This window comes from Vibrio orientalis CIP 102891 = ATCC 33934 (assembly GCF_000176235.1).
Lineage (GTDB): Bacteria > Pseudomonadota > Gammaproteobacteria > Enterobacterales > Vibrionaceae > Vibrio > Vibrio orientalis.
Window position 1 is genome coordinate 577,042 of sequence record NZ_ACZV01000004.1, and the last position, 17,406, is coordinate 594,447.

General features: G+C 43.1%; 16 protein-coding genes. 10 read left to right on the plus strand and 6 right to left on the minus strand.

The genetic code is table 11. From position 1 onward, the window contains the following. Positions 1 to 2: 2 nt before the first annotated feature. Positions 3 to 485, minus strand: a complete 483-nt coding sequence (gene napF, locus VIA_RS21640; RefSeq protein WP_004416589.1) for a ferredoxin-type protein NapF — start codon at positions 483 to 485, stop codon at positions 3 to 5. Positions 486 to 728: 243 nt separating this feature from the next. On the opposite strand from napF, the gene narQ reads away from it, so the two are divergent. Continuing rightward, entirely contained in the window at positions 729 to 2,462 is a 1,734-nt protein-coding gene (gene narQ, locus VIA_RS06090) for a nitrate/nitrite two-component system sensor histidine kinase NarQ (protein ID WP_004411722.1), read from the plus strand. Next, a complete protein-coding gene (locus tag VIA_RS06095; RefSeq protein WP_004416583.1) occupies positions 2,449 to 3,081 on the plus strand; it encodes a response regulator in 633 nt (210 codons plus the stop codon). Before narQ ends, VIA_RS06095 begins: the two co-directional genes overlap by 14 nt. Before the next feature lie 69 nt (positions 3,082 to 3,150). Here VIA_RS06095 and dcuC read toward each other — a convergent pair whose 3' ends face one another. The 3 genes from dcuC to VIA_RS06110 form a co-directional block, all read right to left on the minus strand. Then, complete coding sequence (dcuC, locus tag VIA_RS06100) at positions 3,151 to 4,518, minus strand: anaerobic C4-dicarboxylate transporter DcuC (protein WP_004411725.1); 1,368 nt, start codon at positions 4,516 to 4,518, stop codon at positions 3,151 to 3,153. A 253-nt stretch (positions 4,519 to 4,771) separates the two neighbouring features. Next, the gene (locus VIA_RS06105; RefSeq protein WP_004411728.1) at positions 4,772 to 5,617 is read right to left on the minus strand and encodes an EAL domain-containing protein; all 846 of its coding nucleotides are present in this window, start codon (positions 5,615 to 5,617) and stop codon (positions 4,772 to 4,774) included. Positions 5,618 to 5,994: 377 nt separating this feature from the next. After that, positions 5,995 to 6,630, minus strand: coding sequence for a hypothetical protein (locus VIA_RS06110; protein WP_004411730.1), 636 nt, complete (start codon positions 6,628 to 6,630; stop codon positions 5,995 to 5,997). A gap of 103 nt (positions 6,631 to 6,733) precedes the next feature. On the opposite strand from VIA_RS06110, the gene VIA_RS06115 reads away from it, so the two are divergent. From VIA_RS06115 to VIA_RS06125, 3 genes are all read left to right on the plus strand, one after another. Next, complete coding sequence (locus VIA_RS06115) at positions 6,734 to 6,982, plus strand: DUF2164 domain-containing protein (protein WP_004411732.1); 249 nt, start codon at positions 6,734 to 6,736, stop codon at positions 6,980 to 6,982. Positions 6,983 to 7,134: 152 nt separating this feature from the next. Beyond that, positions 7,135 to 7,674, plus strand: a complete 540-nt coding sequence (locus VIA_RS06120; RefSeq protein WP_004411734.1) for a cytochrome b — start codon at positions 7,135 to 7,137, stop codon at positions 7,672 to 7,674. After that, positions 7,671 to 8,240 (plus strand): YceI family protein, encoded by a 570-nt coding sequence (locus tag VIA_RS06125; RefSeq protein WP_004411736.1) that lies wholly within the window; start codon positions 7,671 to 7,673, stop codon positions 8,238 to 8,240. The genes VIA_RS06120 and VIA_RS06125 overlap by 4 nt, the downstream gene beginning before the upstream one ends. Positions 8,241 to 8,338: 98 nt before the next feature. Here the strand turns inward: VIA_RS06125 and focA are convergent, their stop codons facing one another. After that, a complete protein-coding gene (gene focA, locus VIA_RS06130; protein ID WP_004411738.1) occupies positions 8,339 to 9,790 on the minus strand; it encodes a formate transporter FocA in 1,452 nt (483 codons plus the stop codon). Between the two features lie 251 nt (positions 9,791 to 10,041). Between focA and VIA_RS06140 the strand changes: the two genes are divergently transcribed. Together VIA_RS06140 and VIA_RS06145 are read left to right on the plus strand one after the other, a co-directional pair. Next, positions 10,042 to 10,947, plus strand: coding sequence for a LysR substrate-binding domain-containing protein (locus tag VIA_RS06140; RefSeq protein WP_004411741.1), 906 nt, complete (start codon positions 10,042 to 10,044; stop codon positions 10,945 to 10,947). Positions 10,948 to 11,125: 178 nt separating this feature from the next. Beyond that, complete coding sequence (locus tag VIA_RS06145; protein WP_004416577.1) at positions 11,126 to 11,608, plus strand: DUF1097 domain-containing protein; 483 nt, start codon at positions 11,126 to 11,128, stop codon at positions 11,606 to 11,608. Positions 11,609 to 11,719: 111 nt separating this feature from the next. Here the strand turns inward: VIA_RS06145 and VIA_RS06150 are convergent, their stop codons facing one another. Then, entirely contained in the window at positions 11,720 to 13,351 is a 1,632-nt protein-coding gene (locus VIA_RS06150) for an ATP-dependent endonuclease (protein ID WP_004411744.1), read from the minus strand. 229 nt (positions 13,352 to 13,580) lie between these two features. Here VIA_RS06150 and VIA_RS06155 point away from each other — a divergent pair, with 229 nt between their 5' ends. From VIA_RS06155 to VIA_RS06165, 3 genes are all read left to right on the plus strand, one after another. Then, positions 13,581 to 15,332, plus strand: coding sequence for a bifunctional metallophosphatase/5'-nucleotidase (locus VIA_RS06155; protein ID WP_004411746.1), 1,752 nt, complete (start codon positions 13,581 to 13,583; stop codon positions 15,330 to 15,332). 470 nt (positions 15,333 to 15,802) lie between these two features. Continuing rightward, positions 15,803 to 16,762 (plus strand): TerC/Alx family metal homeostasis membrane protein, encoded by a 960-nt coding sequence (locus tag VIA_RS06160; protein ID WP_004411747.1) that lies wholly within the window; start codon positions 15,803 to 15,805, stop codon positions 16,760 to 16,762. A 287-nt stretch (positions 16,763 to 17,049) separates the two neighbouring features. Continuing rightward, complete coding sequence (locus VIA_RS06165; protein WP_004411748.1) at positions 17,050 to 17,244, plus strand: hypothetical protein; 195 nt, start codon at positions 17,050 to 17,052, stop codon at positions 17,242 to 17,244. Positions 17,245 to 17,406: the final 162 nt, after the last annotated feature.

Consider the following 17,406-nt stretch of genomic DNA (forward strand, 5'->3'; position numbering starts at 1 on the left):
TTTTATACTAATTTGCTCACATTGATAGATGAAGTAGGGCACACTGCAACGCATGCTCCGCAACCTGTACATTCATCAAGGTCTATGTTCGGTTGTGCGACTTTACCGATTTCTAACTTAAATTGGATTGCCATGGTTTCGCACATGTCACCACAGCTTCGGCATTCGACATTTTGCTTTGCTAGACATCCTTCGGATATGCTTGCTTGAGCATTCCAAGGGTTATTTTGTTTAGGCTCAAATAACGACTCCGGACACACCTGAGCGCATCCGTAACAAAAAGTACATTCACCACGTGAGAAGTCGACTTGAGGATAACCACCGTCACCATTAACAATGATGTTCGTTTCGCAATTTTCAGTACACTTTCCGCAACGAGTACACAATTCGGTGAATTGAGTGCTGTTTGCAAGCCACGGTAAACGGATAGTATTATCGTCAACTGTACGTTTTGAAAAAAAGCGTCTTTTGGATAGGTCTACCACTATCTCACCCAAACTTGTTAGCTATTGTAATCTTGGATAAATGATTGTTCATAACCTGTCATTTATCCATATATAAATTGTAGTTTTTGAAATATTTCGATAAATACCCCCTAGGGGGTAATTGCCGATGAAAGTTGTTTTAGATCAATAAACTTACAGCGAAGTGATCACATATTGTCGCGCTAATTGATTATAAGCTTAGTATGTAAACAACAAATTTGTTTGAAGGTGTTAAAAAATCACATGTTAAAGAATGTGAAAAGCTCAGTAACAACGACAATTGCTAAGGCAATGATATGCATTTTGTTGCTCTCAGTGGCGACGACAAGCTTCGCGATCTTCATGTTGGCGTCTAGCTTAAATGATGCCGAAGCGGTTAACGTCGCAGGTTCGATGCGAATGCAAAGTTATCGCCTCGCGTATGATATACAGTCTGAATCTCACGATTATGAATCTCATATTGTGATGTTTGAGCATTCCATTTACTCACCTTCAATGAAGGCGCTACAACATTGGGTAGTACCTGAAGACATCACCCACGATTACTACAGTTTGATCACTCGTTGGCACGAGCTGAAACTGGTCCTTAAAGGAGACGATAGAGATCGTTATTTGGAGCTAGTAGAAGGGTTTGTTAACCAAATCGATGCGTTTGTGTTTAAGCTGCAAGACTTTTCGGAAACCAAGTTGATCTCACTCGCTTGGGTTGGGGGCTTAGGATTAGGTTTCGTTCTCTTAATCAGTATTTTTGTTGTGCACTACACGCGTAAACATGTCGTCACTCCTTTGAACTCATTAGTTCTAGCAAGTGAGCAAATTCAAGCTCGCTCATTTGATGTTCAGCTCAATATCTCTAGCGAAAATGAGATGGGCGTGTTAGCCAAAGCGTTCAACAACATGGCGCGTGATTTAGGCAACCTTTATCGAGGTCTTGAGCAAGCAGTCAACGAAAAAACCCACAAACTGCAAAACGCTAATGATTCCTTGCGTGTATTATATCAATCCTCACAAGAGCTAACGGCTTCAAGAATTACGCAAGATAACTTCTCAGCAATCTTAAAACATATTGTTAGCTTAGAAGGTATTTCTGCCGCTAGACTGGAAATCAATGAAGTAGGTGAAAAACCTATTTTGATCTCTGAAGGTGAGGCGTGTCGAAACTGTAAAAAGAGTTGTAGTAGTCAGAAACTCGCTTTAGATGGTCTTGAGCTTGGAACGCTCTATTGGAAGGTATCGCTACCATGTCCAGATCAAGCATTGATTGACAACTTTGTACAGATCTTATCGCGTGCGGTATATTATAACCAAGCCCAGCGCCAAGCTGAACAGCTGCTTGTAATGGAAGAGCGTGCGACAATCGCCCGCGAACTGCATGACTCTTTAGCGCAAGCGTTGTCATACTTAAAGATACAAGTCTCTTTGTTAAAAAGAGGGATGAGCAAGCTACCAGATTCACCGGCATTACAGAAAACTTCACCTGTGTTGGCGGAACTGGATACGGGGTTGTCTGCGGCTTATACGCAATTGCGTGAATTGCTGACGACGTTTAGATTGTCGATTCAAGAAGGTAGCTTTGGTACCGCACTTCATAGTATGACCGAGCAGCTCTCCGATCAGACTGATGCGGAGATCAAGCTCAATAACCAGTTGTCGTCTATTGAACTTGAGACAAACCAGCAAGTACACTTGTTACAGCTGATACGCGAAGCGGCAACCAATGCGATAAAACATGCGCAAGCGAAACATATAGAAATAGAGTGCGACGAAACAGAAACTCATGTCCAAGTCTCAGTAAAAGACGATGGGGTTGGCTTCGATACTAAATTAGAAAAAGCGAATCATTACGGACTGAGTATCATGCAAGAGCGTGCCTCAAGGCTTAACGGTAAGCTAACTATCACAGCGAGTGAAAATCAAGGCTGTGCGGTCTATTTAAAGTACCCAAAAATTAAGGATTCAAACATTGACAAAGTGTAGAGTGTTATTGGTCGATGACCATCCATTAATGCGACGTGGTATCAATCAGTTATTAAGCTTCGAAGATGAGTTCGAAGTCGTTGCCGAAGCAAGCAATGGTACGGATGCTGTCGCCCAAAACCATGAACATAAACCAGACCTAATTCTACTCGATTTAAATATGAAGGGGATGTCAGGCTTAGACACACTTAACGCTTTGCGCGCCGATGAATGTGATGCAACTATCGTTATCCTTACGGTTTCAGATAGCCCAGCAGATATCGAAGCGATCGTTAAAGCAGGCGCTGATGGCTACTTGCTTAAAGACACAGAGCCTGATGAACTGATTGATTTACTGAAAGATTCGTTACGCGGTAACAAGGCATACAGTCAAGAAGTGGCAACTTACTTGGCTGAACGTGAAAACACAAGCAGTGTATTTGACGAGCTAACTGATCGTGAAATGCAGATACTGAAAGAAGTCGCGAAAGGCCTGCGAAACAAACAAATTGCAGATACTTTGTTCATTTCGGAGTCGACAGTTAAAGTACATATGAAGAGCCTTCTCAAGAAGCTTCAGGTACCGTCACGTACTGCAGCAACAGTACTTTACCTAGAGCGCTATGGTGAGATGAAGTGATCTTCTAGCTAGCAACAAATAAAAAGGGAGCTCAAACGAGCTCCCTTTTTGTATGGGTAGATATAGATACTATGCCGTCATCGGAACAAGCACTAAGGTACCAAAGATAACCGTAATCAAACCACATACTACAGGTACAGAGGTACGTTTTACGACTTCAAACGGGCTGATTTTACCCATACCAGAAGTGGCAACCACAACGCCGGATACTGGTGAAATAGTACGACCTAGGTTAGATGCCTGTAGCATTGGAATAATTAGGAATGCAGGGTTTAGTCCCATCTTCGCAGCCAAAGAAGGCGCTAGTTCAACGAAAGCATAGAACGGTGCGTTACCTGAACCTGTTGCAATCGCCGCAGCAACTGTTAGACCAGTGAGGATAAGCATTAGAGCGATACCACCAGCACCGGCCGTTTCAGCAAGGTGCAGCAAGTTATCGATCGCGCCAATTGACATAAGACCTTGAGCGAACACACCAGCAGCGACTAATAGCATTACCACGCCTTTAAAAGCATCCGCCATACCTTGATAACACGATTCAAGATCCGCGAGCGTCTTTTCACCGTCAAAGCGTTTAACGACAAAGTCAGTTAGGGCACCAATAAAGATAGATAGTACAACAATAGTGTAGATATCGAGTTTCAGGCCAGGGATAGTGCGGCCGTTAAATAGAAATACACCGATGATTGGAAGGAAAGGCAGTACAGCATAGAAAGCGGGCGCGTTTACTTCGATCTCAGAAACGTCGACGCGCTCCATTGGTGAGTTGTCTTTCTTATCTAAGTACTTGTTCCAGAAGAAGGCCGCAACCGCCATTACGATGATCGCACAGATAGAAACCGGCAATACGGTTTGTACCGCAAAGACATCAAGGTCTAGGCCTGATTTCTCTGCTGCGATCACAACGTCACCTGATGTTGGCGAAAGGATGATCGCTGCAGGTGAAGCACACACCGCGACTGCTGCAGGGCGAGAAATGCCCATTGCTGTCATCATTGGGAATAGTGTCGCCATCAAGAGTACACCCAGACCCGTAGCTGAACTCACGGCAAGAGACATAAGACAAGCAACGATATAAGCTGCAACTAGCAGGACATAAGGCGACTTGATAACAGATAAAGGCTTAGAAAACTGCTTAACAACGACATTGTTTGCGCCAATATGAGTCATGTAAGAAGCGAAACCGCAAAGTAACATGATTTGCATACCTAGACCGCCACCACGGTACTGAAGCATGTATTTTACGTATTCTAGCGCGTCGGTGAAAAGGTTACCGGTTGAGGCTACTTTTGAAGGGAGAACGGTGTGACCAATAAGGCCCGTTAAAATAAGAAGTAGCACACCTGCCGTGAGTAGAACACCGGCTGGTTTGTAGCCCTTAACAATGAAGTAACCGACGGCAACCGTCACTGCTAACCCGATTAAGAGTTCCAGCATAGAAATATCCTCAACTAATAAAAAATATAAAGAAACTGTTTCAAACTATGACAAAGAATGTACAGAATTCTATGCTGTCCGACGAGGCTAAGTTGAGCTTCCGATGATCTAGAGCAATAAAATGAGTTAGGTATTAAATCTAGTGAAACATCTTGTATTTATATGGTTTTACAGATGTTAAATATAATGCAAAGGGAGCCGTAGGAAGTTTTAAATAGATCAAATCTTTGGAAATGGTCGTTCTACGCTCAACTTATCGAGACGAACCGATATAGATAGAGGTTGGGTCACCAAGTGACGCGAGATCATTGCATTCATCGCGATATACAGCCTCAAGAGGCTCTGGCATGGCTAGATGATATCCTTGGTACATATCAACGTTCAGTGAGCGCATAACCGTTAACTGCTCTTGCGTTTCAATGCCTTCTACGACGACAAGAGATCCTAATTTTTTCGCTAGCTTCAATCCAGAAAGCAAAGCGAACTGATCGCCATCCATATAAGAAAGCAATAACGAACGATCGATCTTTAAAATATTCGGTCTAAGTCGTTCAACACGTTCACGGTTTGATGCCTCAACACCGAAGTCATCAACTGCAATATTAAACTGACTGTCGTTCAATTTTCTCATCGCATTGGCAAGGCTTTGTTCATTATCAGCTTCAAGTTCAACGACTTCCATTACAATCTGGTTGTTGTTGATCCCTAAAGATCGCAATCGTTGGGCAAGCAAGCTTGTATCGATGTTTTCTAGCGCTAGATACTCGCCAGCAGAAGGCAACACGTTCAAAAAGAGCTGTAAATGTCGATATTTAGACCTTGAGAAGTTTCGAATATGAATAACGCGGCTTAATCGCTCAACATTGATTTTGTCATCGAAGGAGGTCTCATCGGAATGGAAGAAGAGATCTGGTCTGACACAGCCATTCTGCGCATGACGGATACGCACTAGCGCCTCTACACCGATGATTTGATTGGCAGTATTAAAGATGGGCTGAAAAACGCTATGTAGAGTCAGTTCCTTGTATTGGCCAACATATTGGAAATCATCATTGATAGAAAGACAGTCAACAAACTGTTGCTGCGTTGAGAGAATCATATTTACTTCCGACCTCTATTGACTAATGCACTTTTCAGAACGCTGTGATGCAAACTTATGTCATGATATTGACTATGACATAAATTTGTCAATATCCATGACACCTTAACTCAAAGAATTAATTTCATTTCGGTAAAGACTTGGCAATACCATATTAAATTTCAGCTAATTACGTTGATGATTAAGTTGATAGTTAGACATTAAGCCGTAAGATTTTATCTTTTTTAACTCGAAATGGTAGTAAGGGGGGCTATCTTGCGTCCATTTCGGGAGGAGCCTCTCATCCTCCCAATGACGAAAGTCGTACTGCAAGCGTAATTTGAGGACTGGACTGAGAAAACAACGTTGAATTCCAACTAGGGGAGGCTCAAAGGGGGTTAACTCAATTGAATGACTGAGTAAAGTTGGATGTATTTACGGACTAGCTGACGATCCGTTGCTCTTTTTAGAGGGTGCGTAAACTTAACAAAGTAAGGGCTTAGCTTGAAATGCTCTTCGAGTGATAAAGCCAGTTGAGATTCGCTTTCATACAGAGAGATACCTTGAGTGCGGTATTCATCAATTTCATCTGGAAGCTCACCCGTCCACCAATGAAGTAACTCTCGACTCTGTTTACTACGCGTAATCCAGTGATCAGTAAGTAATAGCAGAAGGTCATTAGGTTGAACCGCAAAGCCATATTCTTCTTGCCACTGCGCAACTGTTTTAAACAGCTTTTTACGGCAAGAAGGCCCGGCACTTACAAGGTGCGAAGTTAAGATCCAGACAGTGCCAATATCTGAACTGACGCGATAGTGATGTGGGAGATCGGACGCTTGAGGGGTATCTAAGGGTTTGTAGTCATAATCGTGGCCAAACTCATTCAAGGTTCTAGATAGCCTACGTGCAAACGCCAACCCCAAATGGTGTTCGCTCATTCCTTTATTGTGAATCGTTGGGTAGTGCTTTTCACACAACACCATGCAGTCAGCCTGAAATTCATTAACACTCTGAACTAGCACATCCAATAACAAGATCCATCTCTCCATAATGAGCAATATGCGCGAATAGCGTAACACGCGTATGATAACTTTCGTTACACTTAATCGATTAAAATATGAGGAGCTTTAGGGGTTTATGTCGAAGATTGAATTCACGTCACAACAAAAACAAGCGATGTCGCGCGAGCTGCAACGTTACCTAGAAGATGAGCTTGATGTGGAGATTGGTCAATTTGATGCTGATTTCTTGCTTGATTTCATTACCAATAAGTTTGGTCCCGCTTTTTACAATCAGGGCCTGTCCGATGCAGAGACGATTATGCAGCGAAAGATCGTTGATATTGCCGATGAGCTCTATGAAATAGAACAGCCAAGTGATTTTTAACGGGCCAAAAAAGTTTCTTCAAATTTTTTGAACGACTTCATCGAGTGAAGAATATTTCACTAATGTAAAGAATGGTAAATAATCTGTTGCAACGAAAAAGAGATATGTACTCTAAATAATAACAAGAGTCATTTAATCACTAGGGCTTACAAATGGAATCAGAAGTAAAAAACTACAATGTATTTGCGCGCGCCATTCATTGGCTATCCGCAATAGTTGTCATTGGTATGTTTGCGGTTGGTTTGTGGATGGTTGATCTTTCCTACTACAGTGAATGGTACCGAACTGCGCCACACTGGCATAAGTCTATTGGAGTACTATTAGCTGCTTTGACTCTATTTAGGTTTGTATGGAAATTTGTTACGCCGTCACCTGAAGTTGAAGGGAAAAGCTATGAGGTGGTTGGGGCGAAACTGGCTCACCTTGTCATGTATGTAATTCTGCTTGCCTTACCGATCTCTGGTTACCTTATTTCTACCGAAGATGGTCGAGGAATCGATGTCTTTGACTGGTTTACTGTTCCTGGCCTTGGTGCTCTGATTGAAGGTCAAGCAGATTTGGCTGGACAGATCCATTTTTATGCAGCTTGGGCGCTAATTATTATTGCTGCCGTCCATGCTATAGCAGCTTTAAAACACCACTTTATTAATAAAGACAACACGCTACGCAAGATGATAGGAGCTTCAAAATGAAAAAAACGTTATTTGCTACCGGATTAGCAATGGTGATGGCATTACCATTTGGTGCAAGCGCGGCGGATTACATGATCGATACAAAGGGTGCTCATGCTTCAGTGAACTTCAAAGTAAGTCACTTGGGCTACAGCTTCATCAAAGGTCGATTCAATACATTTGATGGTGAGTTTTCATACGACCCTGCAAACGTATCAGCATCAAAAGTAATGGTGAATGTAGACACAACAAGCCTAGATTCAAACCATGCAGAACGTGACAAACATATTCGTAGCTCAGACTTTATTGATGCGTCTAAGTTCTCTACTGCAACCTTCACAAGTACAAGTGTTGTAGACAAGGGTGAAGGCAAACTAGAGGTTAACGGTGACCTAAATCTTCATGGCGTAACAAAGCCAATTACTATTGACGCGACGTTTATCGGTGCAGGCCAAGACCCTTGGGGTGGTGAGCGCGCTGGTTTTATCGGTACGACTCGTCTAGAGCTTGCTGATTTTGATATCGCGGTAATGGGCACTTCAAGCTATGTTGACATGGAACTGCATGTCGAAGGCATCAAGAAGTAAAAACAAAAATGCCCCCAACCTAGGTTGGGGGCGTTTTGGTCAAGCGACTTATTTCCCGACCAAATTCTGAGCCATAGCGTTGTTAGCGTTTAGTATTATTATGCTGTTTCAAGTTCACGCTGTGTTTCTACAATATTCATACGCTCACCGTAGATAGGGCGTAGTGCTTCCAAAACATTCTCTCTTGTAATCACACCAACAAGCTTTCCATTGTCTAGGACTGGCAGTACATGTGGTTTGCTTACTTTCATCGCTTTAGCACGTTCTTCTAAAGATAGAGTCGTAAGTTGCGTCGCAATGCCCATGCTTGTTGTTGGGTAAAGCTGCTCTTTATCGATACAAAGAAACTCTGCAATATCAACAAGCTTGTCGTTCGCATCAATCGCAACCACGTCACGAGCCATAATGTCGACGACTTTTTGATCCTTAGCCGGAAGATAGTCTTGGCACCAAAGGTCAACCATAACGTCATGTGCAGAGAAGAACCCAACTAAGCGACCTTCAATATCACAAACTGGCGCGCTGATTTGGTGATGTTCAAGTAAAGAATCAATAGCAACAGGAGTAAGCATTTCTGCGCGTAGAGTGAGTGGGTTGCTGTTCATTACATGTTTAGCGGTGATGTTGTTGTTCATGGTGATTTCCTTAGCCGAATTAATCTGAGTTGTATTTGTAATAGTGCGAACATTCGCTGCTTTAAGTTGCGGTCTGCGGTAAATTCCCCAGTTGGCAAGACCAACTAATACTGCACCGCCAACAATGTTGCCGAAGGTTACAGGGATTAAGTTCGCAAACAGGAATTGCTTAATATTAAGGTCAGAGTATTGCGCAGCACTGACGCCAACTTGTTGCCAGAATGAATCAGGCGCGAAGTTTTGAATCACGATGCCAAGTGGCACCATAAACATATTCGCTACGCAGTGCTCAAAGCCACTGGATACAAACATCGCTACGGGCATAATCGTCATCGCTGCTTTTGTTAGGGCATTCGCACTACTGAATGTCAGCCAAATAGCTAAACAAACCAGCAAGTTACACAGCACACCTAAAGCAAATGCTTGCAGTGGCGTGTGATGAAGTTTGTGTTGCGCGATATTGAGCGCATTCAAACCCCATTGGCCATGATCCATCTGGTATAAACCCGCTGCTGCAACAATAGTGAGTAGCAACATGGCACCGATAAAGTTGCCGATATAAACCTTGCCCCAGATTGATAGCATCTTGGTGAAGCTGATCTGTTTGTTTGCCCAAGAGATGCTTGAAAGTACTGAGCTAGTAAATAGTTCACCGCCGCAAATGACGATAAGTATTAAGCCCATACTAAAGGCAAGTCCTCCTGCCAATCGGCTAAGCCCCCAACCTGCGTCGGTACTGCCTGTGGTTACGGTTATATAGAACAAAAATGCTAAGCCGATAAAGGCACCCGCCATGATCGCCAAGCTCAATGTCATTCCGCTGCTTTTCTTCGCTTTGCTTAATGCGAACTTCTCAGCTTCGGCCATCATTTCCATAGGCGAAAAGTATTGATTATTCGTTTGAGCCGATGTCATACGCACTCCCGAATGTGAACGTCATAAGTAATCTCCTTAAAAGTACAGTTACGTTTCGTGACTGCCCATTCAGAATATGTATCGAAGAGATAGAGGTAAAATTGATAATTTTTAAAATCCTTATCAAAAATATTGATATAGGGATGGGAGTAGGTAGAATGAAACGGCTTGCGTATCATTGATGATAGATATGTAACTAGTAGAGTTTTTAATGGTGTAAAACTCATGCAATACATAAGGATAGGAGTCCTATGCGATACTCATTAAAACAGCTGACCGTGTTTGATGCTGTTGCCGATACCGGAAGTGTCAGCATTGCTGCCGATAAGTTAGCTTTAACTCAATCAGCGACAAGTATGTCGTTAGCGCAATTAGAAAAGATGCTGGGGCGACCTTTATTCGAACGCCAAGGCAAGCAGATGGCGTTAACGCATTGGGGGATGTGGCTAAGACCGAAAGCGAAACGCTTATTGCAAGACGCCCAGCAGATAGAGATGGGCTTTTACGAGCAGCACTTGCTCAGTGGACACCTTAAACTAGGTGCCAGTCAGACTCCTGCGGAACACCTTGTTCCAGACCTTATCAGTATTATTGATAACTCATTTCCCGAAATGCGAATTTCACTGAAGGTAAAAAGTACCGACAGTGTGATTGAAGGCGTATTAGATTATAAATATGACCTCGGAATCATTGAAGGACGCTGTGATGACAACCGCCTCCATCAAGAGGTGTGGTGTAGAGACCATTTAACCGTCGTTGCAGCTGCCCATCATCCGTTTGCCAAGCAAGAGAAGGTCGGCTTAGCGCAACTTGAACAAGCGAAATGGGTATTGCGCGAGCACGGTAGTGGTACACGGATGATATTTGACAGCTCAATCAATCACTTCATCGAAGATCTCGACGTGTGGCGTGAATACGAACACGTGCCAGTACTTCGCAGTATGGTTGAACACGGGCAATACATCACTTGTCTACCGTACCTTGACGTTGAACGCTTTATTGAAAGTGGTCATTTGGTTGCGTTAAATGTGCCTGAATTGAAAATGGAAAGAACGCTCTCTTTCATCTGGCGTGCCGATATGGTTGAAAACCCGCTTGTTGAATGTATTAAACGGGAAGGGGCTCGAATGATGAAGGGCAAGCCATCAGTGCTCTGATTGGTAATTTTGTTATTACCCATTTCTGTTGAAATATCGATTGCATCACATGTTTTGTGAAATGAATGATTAAATATGAATTCAAAGTGTGATCAATGACGTGTGATTGCGAGTGGAGTTTCTCTAAGATGCCTACTTGTACTTTTGATGTGTGAAACCACACACTGAGCGAGGCGTAATGAGCACTTTATTCGCAATCTCCCTGACTACTGGCATCTTATCTGGGCTTTGGGGCTGGATAGCTGTGACACTTGGACTACTATCATGGGCTGGGTTCCTTGGCTGCACGAGCTACTTTGCATCACCGAACGATGGGTTTAAAGGCCTATCAGTAAGTTTGATAACCAATATGAGCGGCGTTTTCTGGGCGATGGTGATTATTCATGGTTCGCAATTCGTTTCGCTTGAGATCCTAGGTTATGTCATTACCGCTGTTGTTGCTTTCTTTATGTGTATTCAGGCAAAGCAGTCGTGGCTCGCTTACATACCAGGTACGTTTATCGGTTCTTGCGCTACGTTTGCGGCTGATGGTAACTGGAAGCTTGTTGTTCCTTCTCTGATTTTAGGTGGTATTTTTGGTTACCTAATGAAGAGCAGTGGACTGTGGTTATATCAAAAGTCAAAGCAATCTCAGGTTAATGCGAGTCTACAGGCGCGTTAGTAACCTTTGATAAGTCTCAGCTGTTTTGAAAAGGGCAGTTTGGACTACCCCCGATTGATTTGTATCACCGATTTTTGATACGCGGCATCGATAAATTCGATGCCGCTTTTTTTATGTGTTGCCGTTGGCCATAGTCACGACCCGTTTCAGTGTCCAGCGTAACAATATCGGAATACCTTCGACTCCTTGATTCTCACAGTGGGAAACAATCGCTAATGCTAAGTCGGGTTTCGCAAACTTTTTAAGAACTCGAGTCACCACCTTTTTAGCTGGAATAGGATGATCGAGTGGGATCTTCAGCATGTTCTTAAAAAATTCCTCAAAACCGTTGTTATATAGGTAGTGTTCAATGTCCCGATCAGGAAGCTCGGTCAAGCGATGCCTTTCTTGATCATTGCCCAGTTGCGCTTTTACTGCCGCGGCATATTTCTTACCTGCTGCATCACCATCAGTAACTACGTGCCAATCGATACCAAAAGCTTTTGCTACTTTTATTAACGACTTAAGTCCAGACTGCGCGAACTCAATGATTTGAACACCCTCGGCGGCAAGGTTATAGCCGCACTGGTTAGCAAGCTCATTAAACAGCCAAACTTCAGTTTCACCTTCAACCAACAGCCAGCATCGAGCGAACAACGCACCCGAGCGATGAAATCGTATATGAAAGCCAATACGACGAAATTCATCTAGGCCTAACCCTTGGTCTGATAAGTAAGTGGTGATAGTGCGATCAGACTGCCTGACTAAGCGACGAATGCTATGCAGTGGAACTTGCCCTAATAGATCGCCACTGTTGGTGGTGAGAATCTTCTGCATAGGTAATAGTTGCAATAGACCCCATGCGCGAGCAAGGTGAGTAGGGTGTAAACGTCCTTCAGGATCTTCAATGATCAACAGCGGCCGGGCACATCGTCTTAATGTTGTTGGACCTTTGGCCTGTAAATAAGCATTAAGTAATCCCATAAAGAGTAGCCGTGTCTGCTTATCTTTGGTTTCTTCAACCACCTCAGAGATACTCTTACTACCCGGTGAGGCGTTGAAAAAAATACCATCACGTTGTTTACGAAGGTTAGTCCGAACATTGGGCTTGAAAGAGAAATAGTGCTCTACCAGTGCATTCATCGAGCTTAGGCTACTTCTCATTTCGCCTTTGTTGACATGCCCCGGAATCGCCATTAAGCGTCGGCAGGTGTTATCAATTCGCTTCTCAACTCTGGCATTAACATCTTTAGTATTATTAATGGGCCGTTCAAAGCGACGCGAGTCTTTCAAACGAATAACGGGGTGTAGGGACATTAACTCTTGAGCAAGTTTTTCTGAGTGGTGAAGAGGTAAAGGCGTGCCTTGAAAATCAAGAAATGAATAGCGAGTGACGATATCATAGCCATCTCTTGATGCGCTTAATCGATAAATAATGCGATTTGTGCCATTGCTGTCTTGCACCCAGATCGGTTTTATTTTTCTATATCGACCCGAGTGGATCTCGTTTTTATCTGTTGAAACAAGGCTTAATACGATTTGCAGGTGTTGAGTTTGCGGGTGTGACACAGAATAGTCGACGTGAAAATCCGCCATTTCGAAATTGTAAGGCTCACCTTCCGGTGGGAGCGCGACAGAAAGCGCATCCAATAGTGATGATTTGCCCCAAGTATTTTCCCCGATCAGAGTGGTCAGTTCATCAAAGGCAATAGATAGACGTTTGATTCCGCGAAAACCAGAAATTTCGATTCGCTCAAGCTTCATTGAATCACTCCATTACGCTGCTTCTATATTAAGCATAATAGAATTTTCCTGTTATAGCAGACATTTAGCTCACAAACTCGTATTAAGTGTGAATTGTATTTCGACTGCAACTGAGTGATTTCGCTCATAGATATCGATGTATATGAAACGCCATGTTTAATATAAGTGTGAAATATAATGAATCTGTCACATTGGTTGCGGTAGGATGTGGGTGAAAAGAGAGATGAATATGACAGATAAAAATAACAAAACGACAAAGCTAAGAATAGCGCACATTAATGACACACACTCATACTTCGAACCAACGTCACTGCAACTTACCATTGAGGTAAACGGAGAAAAACTCTCTCCCTTTGTCAGCGCCGGTGGTTTTGCACGTATAGCGACACGGGTCGGTCAACTGCGTGAAGAGGCGCAAGCACAAAACAAAGAACTGCTATTTTTGCATGCTGGCGATTGCTTTCAAGGCACGCTCTATTTTTCCCTATTTAAGGGAGAAGCCAACGCCACCCTGCTCAATAGCCTCAAGATTGATGCAATGGCACTAGGAAATCATGAACTCGATATGGGTAATGAACCTGTTGCACAGTTTGCTCAACAAATCGAATTTCCATTACTTGCGGGTAATTGGGACCTTTCAAACGAACTAAAATCCAAATCGATTCGCCTTGATGATAACCCGCGTGTTATTGCCTACAACAGTACAACCAAAGCAGCAAACTGGATTGAGAAATCAGTTGATGGCGATAGGGTCGCGATATTCTCTTTAGCGCTCGATAAGATGGCTGATATCTCCAACCCTGATATTGATACGCCATTTATCAACGCAATTGAAACAGCGACGCACACCGTGGAGCAAATACGCGCAACGGGCATTAATAAGATTATTCTGTTAAGCCACATGGGGTATGACGCAGACTTAGACCTAGCGAACCACGTTGAGGGTATCAGCGTTATTGTCGGTGGACACAGTCATAGGTTACAGGGTGACTTTAGTAGTTTAGGGTTAGTCAAAGATGATGATTACGGCGTAAAGGTCCACCAAACCTATGTTGTACAGGCAGGCTATCACGCTTTGAGTCTTGGCCACTGCGATATTGAATTTAATCGTGATGGCTCTGTGGCTACGTTCAATGGCAAAAACGAATTGCTATTAGGGCGACGTCTGTTTATCGACGCTAGCATGAGCCAAACACACAGCGAAACGCCATACCAACTGGCAAGAAACTTTATTGATAACCATCCGAATGTGGTGGTATGTAAAAAAGACCGCGCTCTACAATCGATACTTGAAGAAAAATATATCTCGCGCGTACGAACTCTACAAAAAGAGATCATCGCCACTGCGAACCAAAAACTGCGTCATGTTCGCGTTCCAGACCAACAAGGGCCTAGCCAACTCGCGCCATTGGTCGCAGAATCTTTTACCTATAAAATGACTCAGTTGGGGCATCAGGTAGATTTTGCCATCCATAATGCTGGTGGCGTTAGGAACTCACTTAATGCCGGTGATGTTTCGGTGGCAGACGTTGCCGGAAAACTGCTGCCATTTGCCGTTCCAATCGGCGTGTATAAGATCAAGGGAGAGTTCTTGCCTCTTATCATCGAAGGCGCGATTAATAATGCTCTAAACAATGGCGTAGATGGTACCGGGGACGGCTCTTACCCATACACAAATAACCTTCGTTTTAAGTATGTCTACGAAGCCAAAGCAGGTAATAGAGTACAAGAGATGGAAATTCGTGATGCACTTGGTGTTTGGCAACCTGTTGAATCAAATAAAATTTATACAGGGACATCGTCGGCTTATACCATGAAGGGCAAAGAAGGCTATGAAGCGATTCTAAACATGCAAGGGGAAGGGTTAATCACAACTGTTTCCATGGCTGATTGTTTTATTGAGTTACTTAGTAAAATGCCAGGTGTGCTTAACCGCGACCAACGCAGTGAACAAAAAAGACAATGGCATAAAGGTTGCTAAATAATCTCTGGGTTCATGCTATGTATGAATAATACTCAGGGGGTATTATGTGGAGTCGAGATTGGATTGATGTAGCCGTCGTCATTAGTTGGATTAGCGTATGGTCTGCACTTGTCTACTTTGTTCCTATTGGTGGTGTATAGCGTTAAAACAACCAAACCAATAGCATCGCTAAAAAAGGAGTAATTTTTTGCTCCTTTTTTGATTTTCTTATAGACGAATGGCATTTTCAGGCATAAAATCCGCCTTGTTTGGGGAGTAGTCGCCTCTGGTTTACTTATCGTCATCTCGTTAGACGTCGTTCTATCCGGTAAGTATAAGTATGTACACTGAATCGCTCAGTTGTACGTATTTCGACGAGACCAACGTAATCAAATGTTACTTAGCTAAAACGCTAGGTAATGAGTTTGTTTGCGGTAGGGATCGTCACACATCTTAAGTTCCTCGATCCCTCCGCCTTTGGAGGATACATGACCCCAATTACTTACTTCAGTTTCGGTTTATTGACGCTTACGCTGGTTGCTTTGGACATTTGGCAAACTCGTGGTGGGCAGATAACGATCAAAAAAGCCGCGGTATGGAGTCTATTTTGGTTCGCGCTCGCGTTCTTATTTGCCGCTACTATTTACCTATTCTGGGATGTATACGCTCCTGGGAGCGAATATACAGCAGAAAAAGCAACATTGTCGTTTATTACTGGTTATCTGCTTGAGAAATCCCTCAGCGTAGACAACCTGTTCGTGTTTGCGATTATTTTCCATCAATATGCAGTGCCTGAGCATTTACGCCCAAGAGCGTTGCTATGGGGTGTGATTGGTGCACTCATACTTCGTGCGATTATGATTGCCGTTGGCGCTCAGCTCCTTGCTCAATACCATTGGATTCTATACATATTCGCTTCGTTCCTGATTTGGACGGGTATTCAATTAGCGCGAGATAAAGGCGAAGACGAGATTAATCCATTGCCTGAACGTATCATTCGCAAATTCGTTCCGGTTTCCGAGAGCTATGCGGGTAATGCGTTGACGATCGTAGAAAAGGGTAAGCGAATCGCGACGCCAATGTTCATCGTAATTGCTGTGATCGCGTTTATGGACGTGATGTTTGCTCTAGACTCTATTCCTGCGATCTTTGCGGTAACAAGAGAGCCGTTCTTAGTCCTAGCTGCAAACGTATTTGCGTTACTAGGTCTACGTTCACTGTACTTTGTACTACAAGGGATGATGGATAAGTTTATCTACCTCAAACCTGCGCTTTCTTTCATCATGGTATTTATCGGTATCAAGATGATGCTAGTGGGTTCTGCTTGGGAAATCCCAACAGCATTATCATTACTTGTGCTATTGGCAACGATGACAGTGGCGGTAATCGCTTCAATCATTAAGCAAAGAAATAGTTTGTCAGAAACCACAGTAACTGCTGATAAATAAACTAATTAACTTGCGATTGACCTCCTGCTTTAGATGGTTCAGATGTGTAAAATATTTGTGATCTAAAGCAGGTGTAATAACTGCGCATAAAATAAAAATGCATTTTGGGTGGTTAACAATGCGCTATTTCGATTCTTGTTTGCATAAACGGAAAAGTGCGGTGTTAACGCTTTGTTTCATTAGAAAAAGTAATTTGAATTACCAAAAATAGTCATTTTTTGAACCTATAAATATTGCCTATTATTGCCTCAACAAAACGAATTACACCAGTTTATAGAGAGGCAATCATGGCAGCACAAGCAATGCAAATGGGTACTATCGACGCACCTATCTCTATGGATAAAAAAACCTACGCGGTTTCTTTCAAAGGATTGATTGCTCATTTACTAGATATTCTATTCACAGACAACAGCGAACCACGCGCGTACTACGCAAATGATTTGTCTGGTCACATGCAGAAAGATATCGGCCTATATCGTTAATTCGAACGAGCAGATTTAAAAACGTCAGCTAGAAATAGCTGGCGTTTTTTTATGCTGGTAGGAAATGAAATAGGGCGTTGTTGAGCACGTGATCACGATGGCAATCTAATCGCTGACAGGCGCAAGATCATGTTTCTCATAATTGAGGCACTTTGTTGTAAT

What these genes read in the sequence shown, in the direction of transcription:
- narQ (WP_004411722.1), top strand. Translation starts at nt 729, where the DNA reads ATGTTAAAGAATGTGAAAAGCTCAGTAACAACGACAATTGCTAAGGCA.
- dcuC (WP_004411725.1), bottom strand. Translation starts at nt 4,518, where the DNA reads ATGCTGGAACTCTTAATCGGGTTAGCAGTGACGGTTGCCGTCGGTTAC.
- VIA_RS06105 (WP_004411728.1), bottom strand. Translation starts at nt 5,617, where the DNA reads ATGATTCTCTCAACGCAGCAACAGTTTGTTGACTGTCTTTCTATCAAT.
- VIA_RS06115 (WP_004411732.1), top strand. Translation starts at nt 6,734, where the DNA reads ATGTCGAAGATTGAATTCACGTCACAACAAAAACAAGCGATGTCGCGC.
- VIA_RS06120 (WP_004411734.1), top strand. Translation starts at nt 7,135, where the DNA reads ATGGAATCAGAAGTAAAAAACTACAATGTATTTGCGCGCGCCATTCAT.
- VIA_RS06125 (WP_004411736.1), top strand. Translation starts at nt 7,671, where the DNA reads ATGAAAAAAACGTTATTTGCTACCGGATTAGCAATGGTGATGGCATTA.
- focA (WP_004411738.1), bottom strand. Translation starts at nt 9,790, where the DNA reads ATGACATCGGCTCAAACGAATAATCAATACTTTTCGCCTATGGAAATG.
- VIA_RS06140 (WP_004411741.1), top strand. Translation starts at nt 10,042, where the DNA reads ATGCGATACTCATTAAAACAGCTGACCGTGTTTGATGCTGTTGCCGAT.
- VIA_RS06145 (WP_004416577.1), top strand. Translation starts at nt 11,126, where the DNA reads ATGAGCACTTTATTCGCAATCTCCCTGACTACTGGCATCTTATCTGGG.
- VIA_RS06150 (WP_004411744.1), bottom strand. Translation starts at nt 13,351, where the DNA reads ATGAAGCTTGAGCGAATCGAAATTTCTGGTTTTCGCGGAATCAAACGT.
- VIA_RS06155 (WP_004411746.1), top strand. Translation starts at nt 13,581, where the DNA reads ATGACAGATAAAAATAACAAAACGACAAAGCTAAGAATAGCGCACATT.
- VIA_RS06160 (WP_004411747.1), top strand. Translation starts at nt 15,803, where the DNA reads ATGACCCCAATTACTTACTTCAGTTTCGGTTTATTGACGCTTACGCTG.
- VIA_RS06165 (WP_004411748.1), top strand. Translation starts at nt 17,050, where the DNA reads ATGGCAGCACAAGCAATGCAAATGGGTACTATCGACGCACCTATCTCT.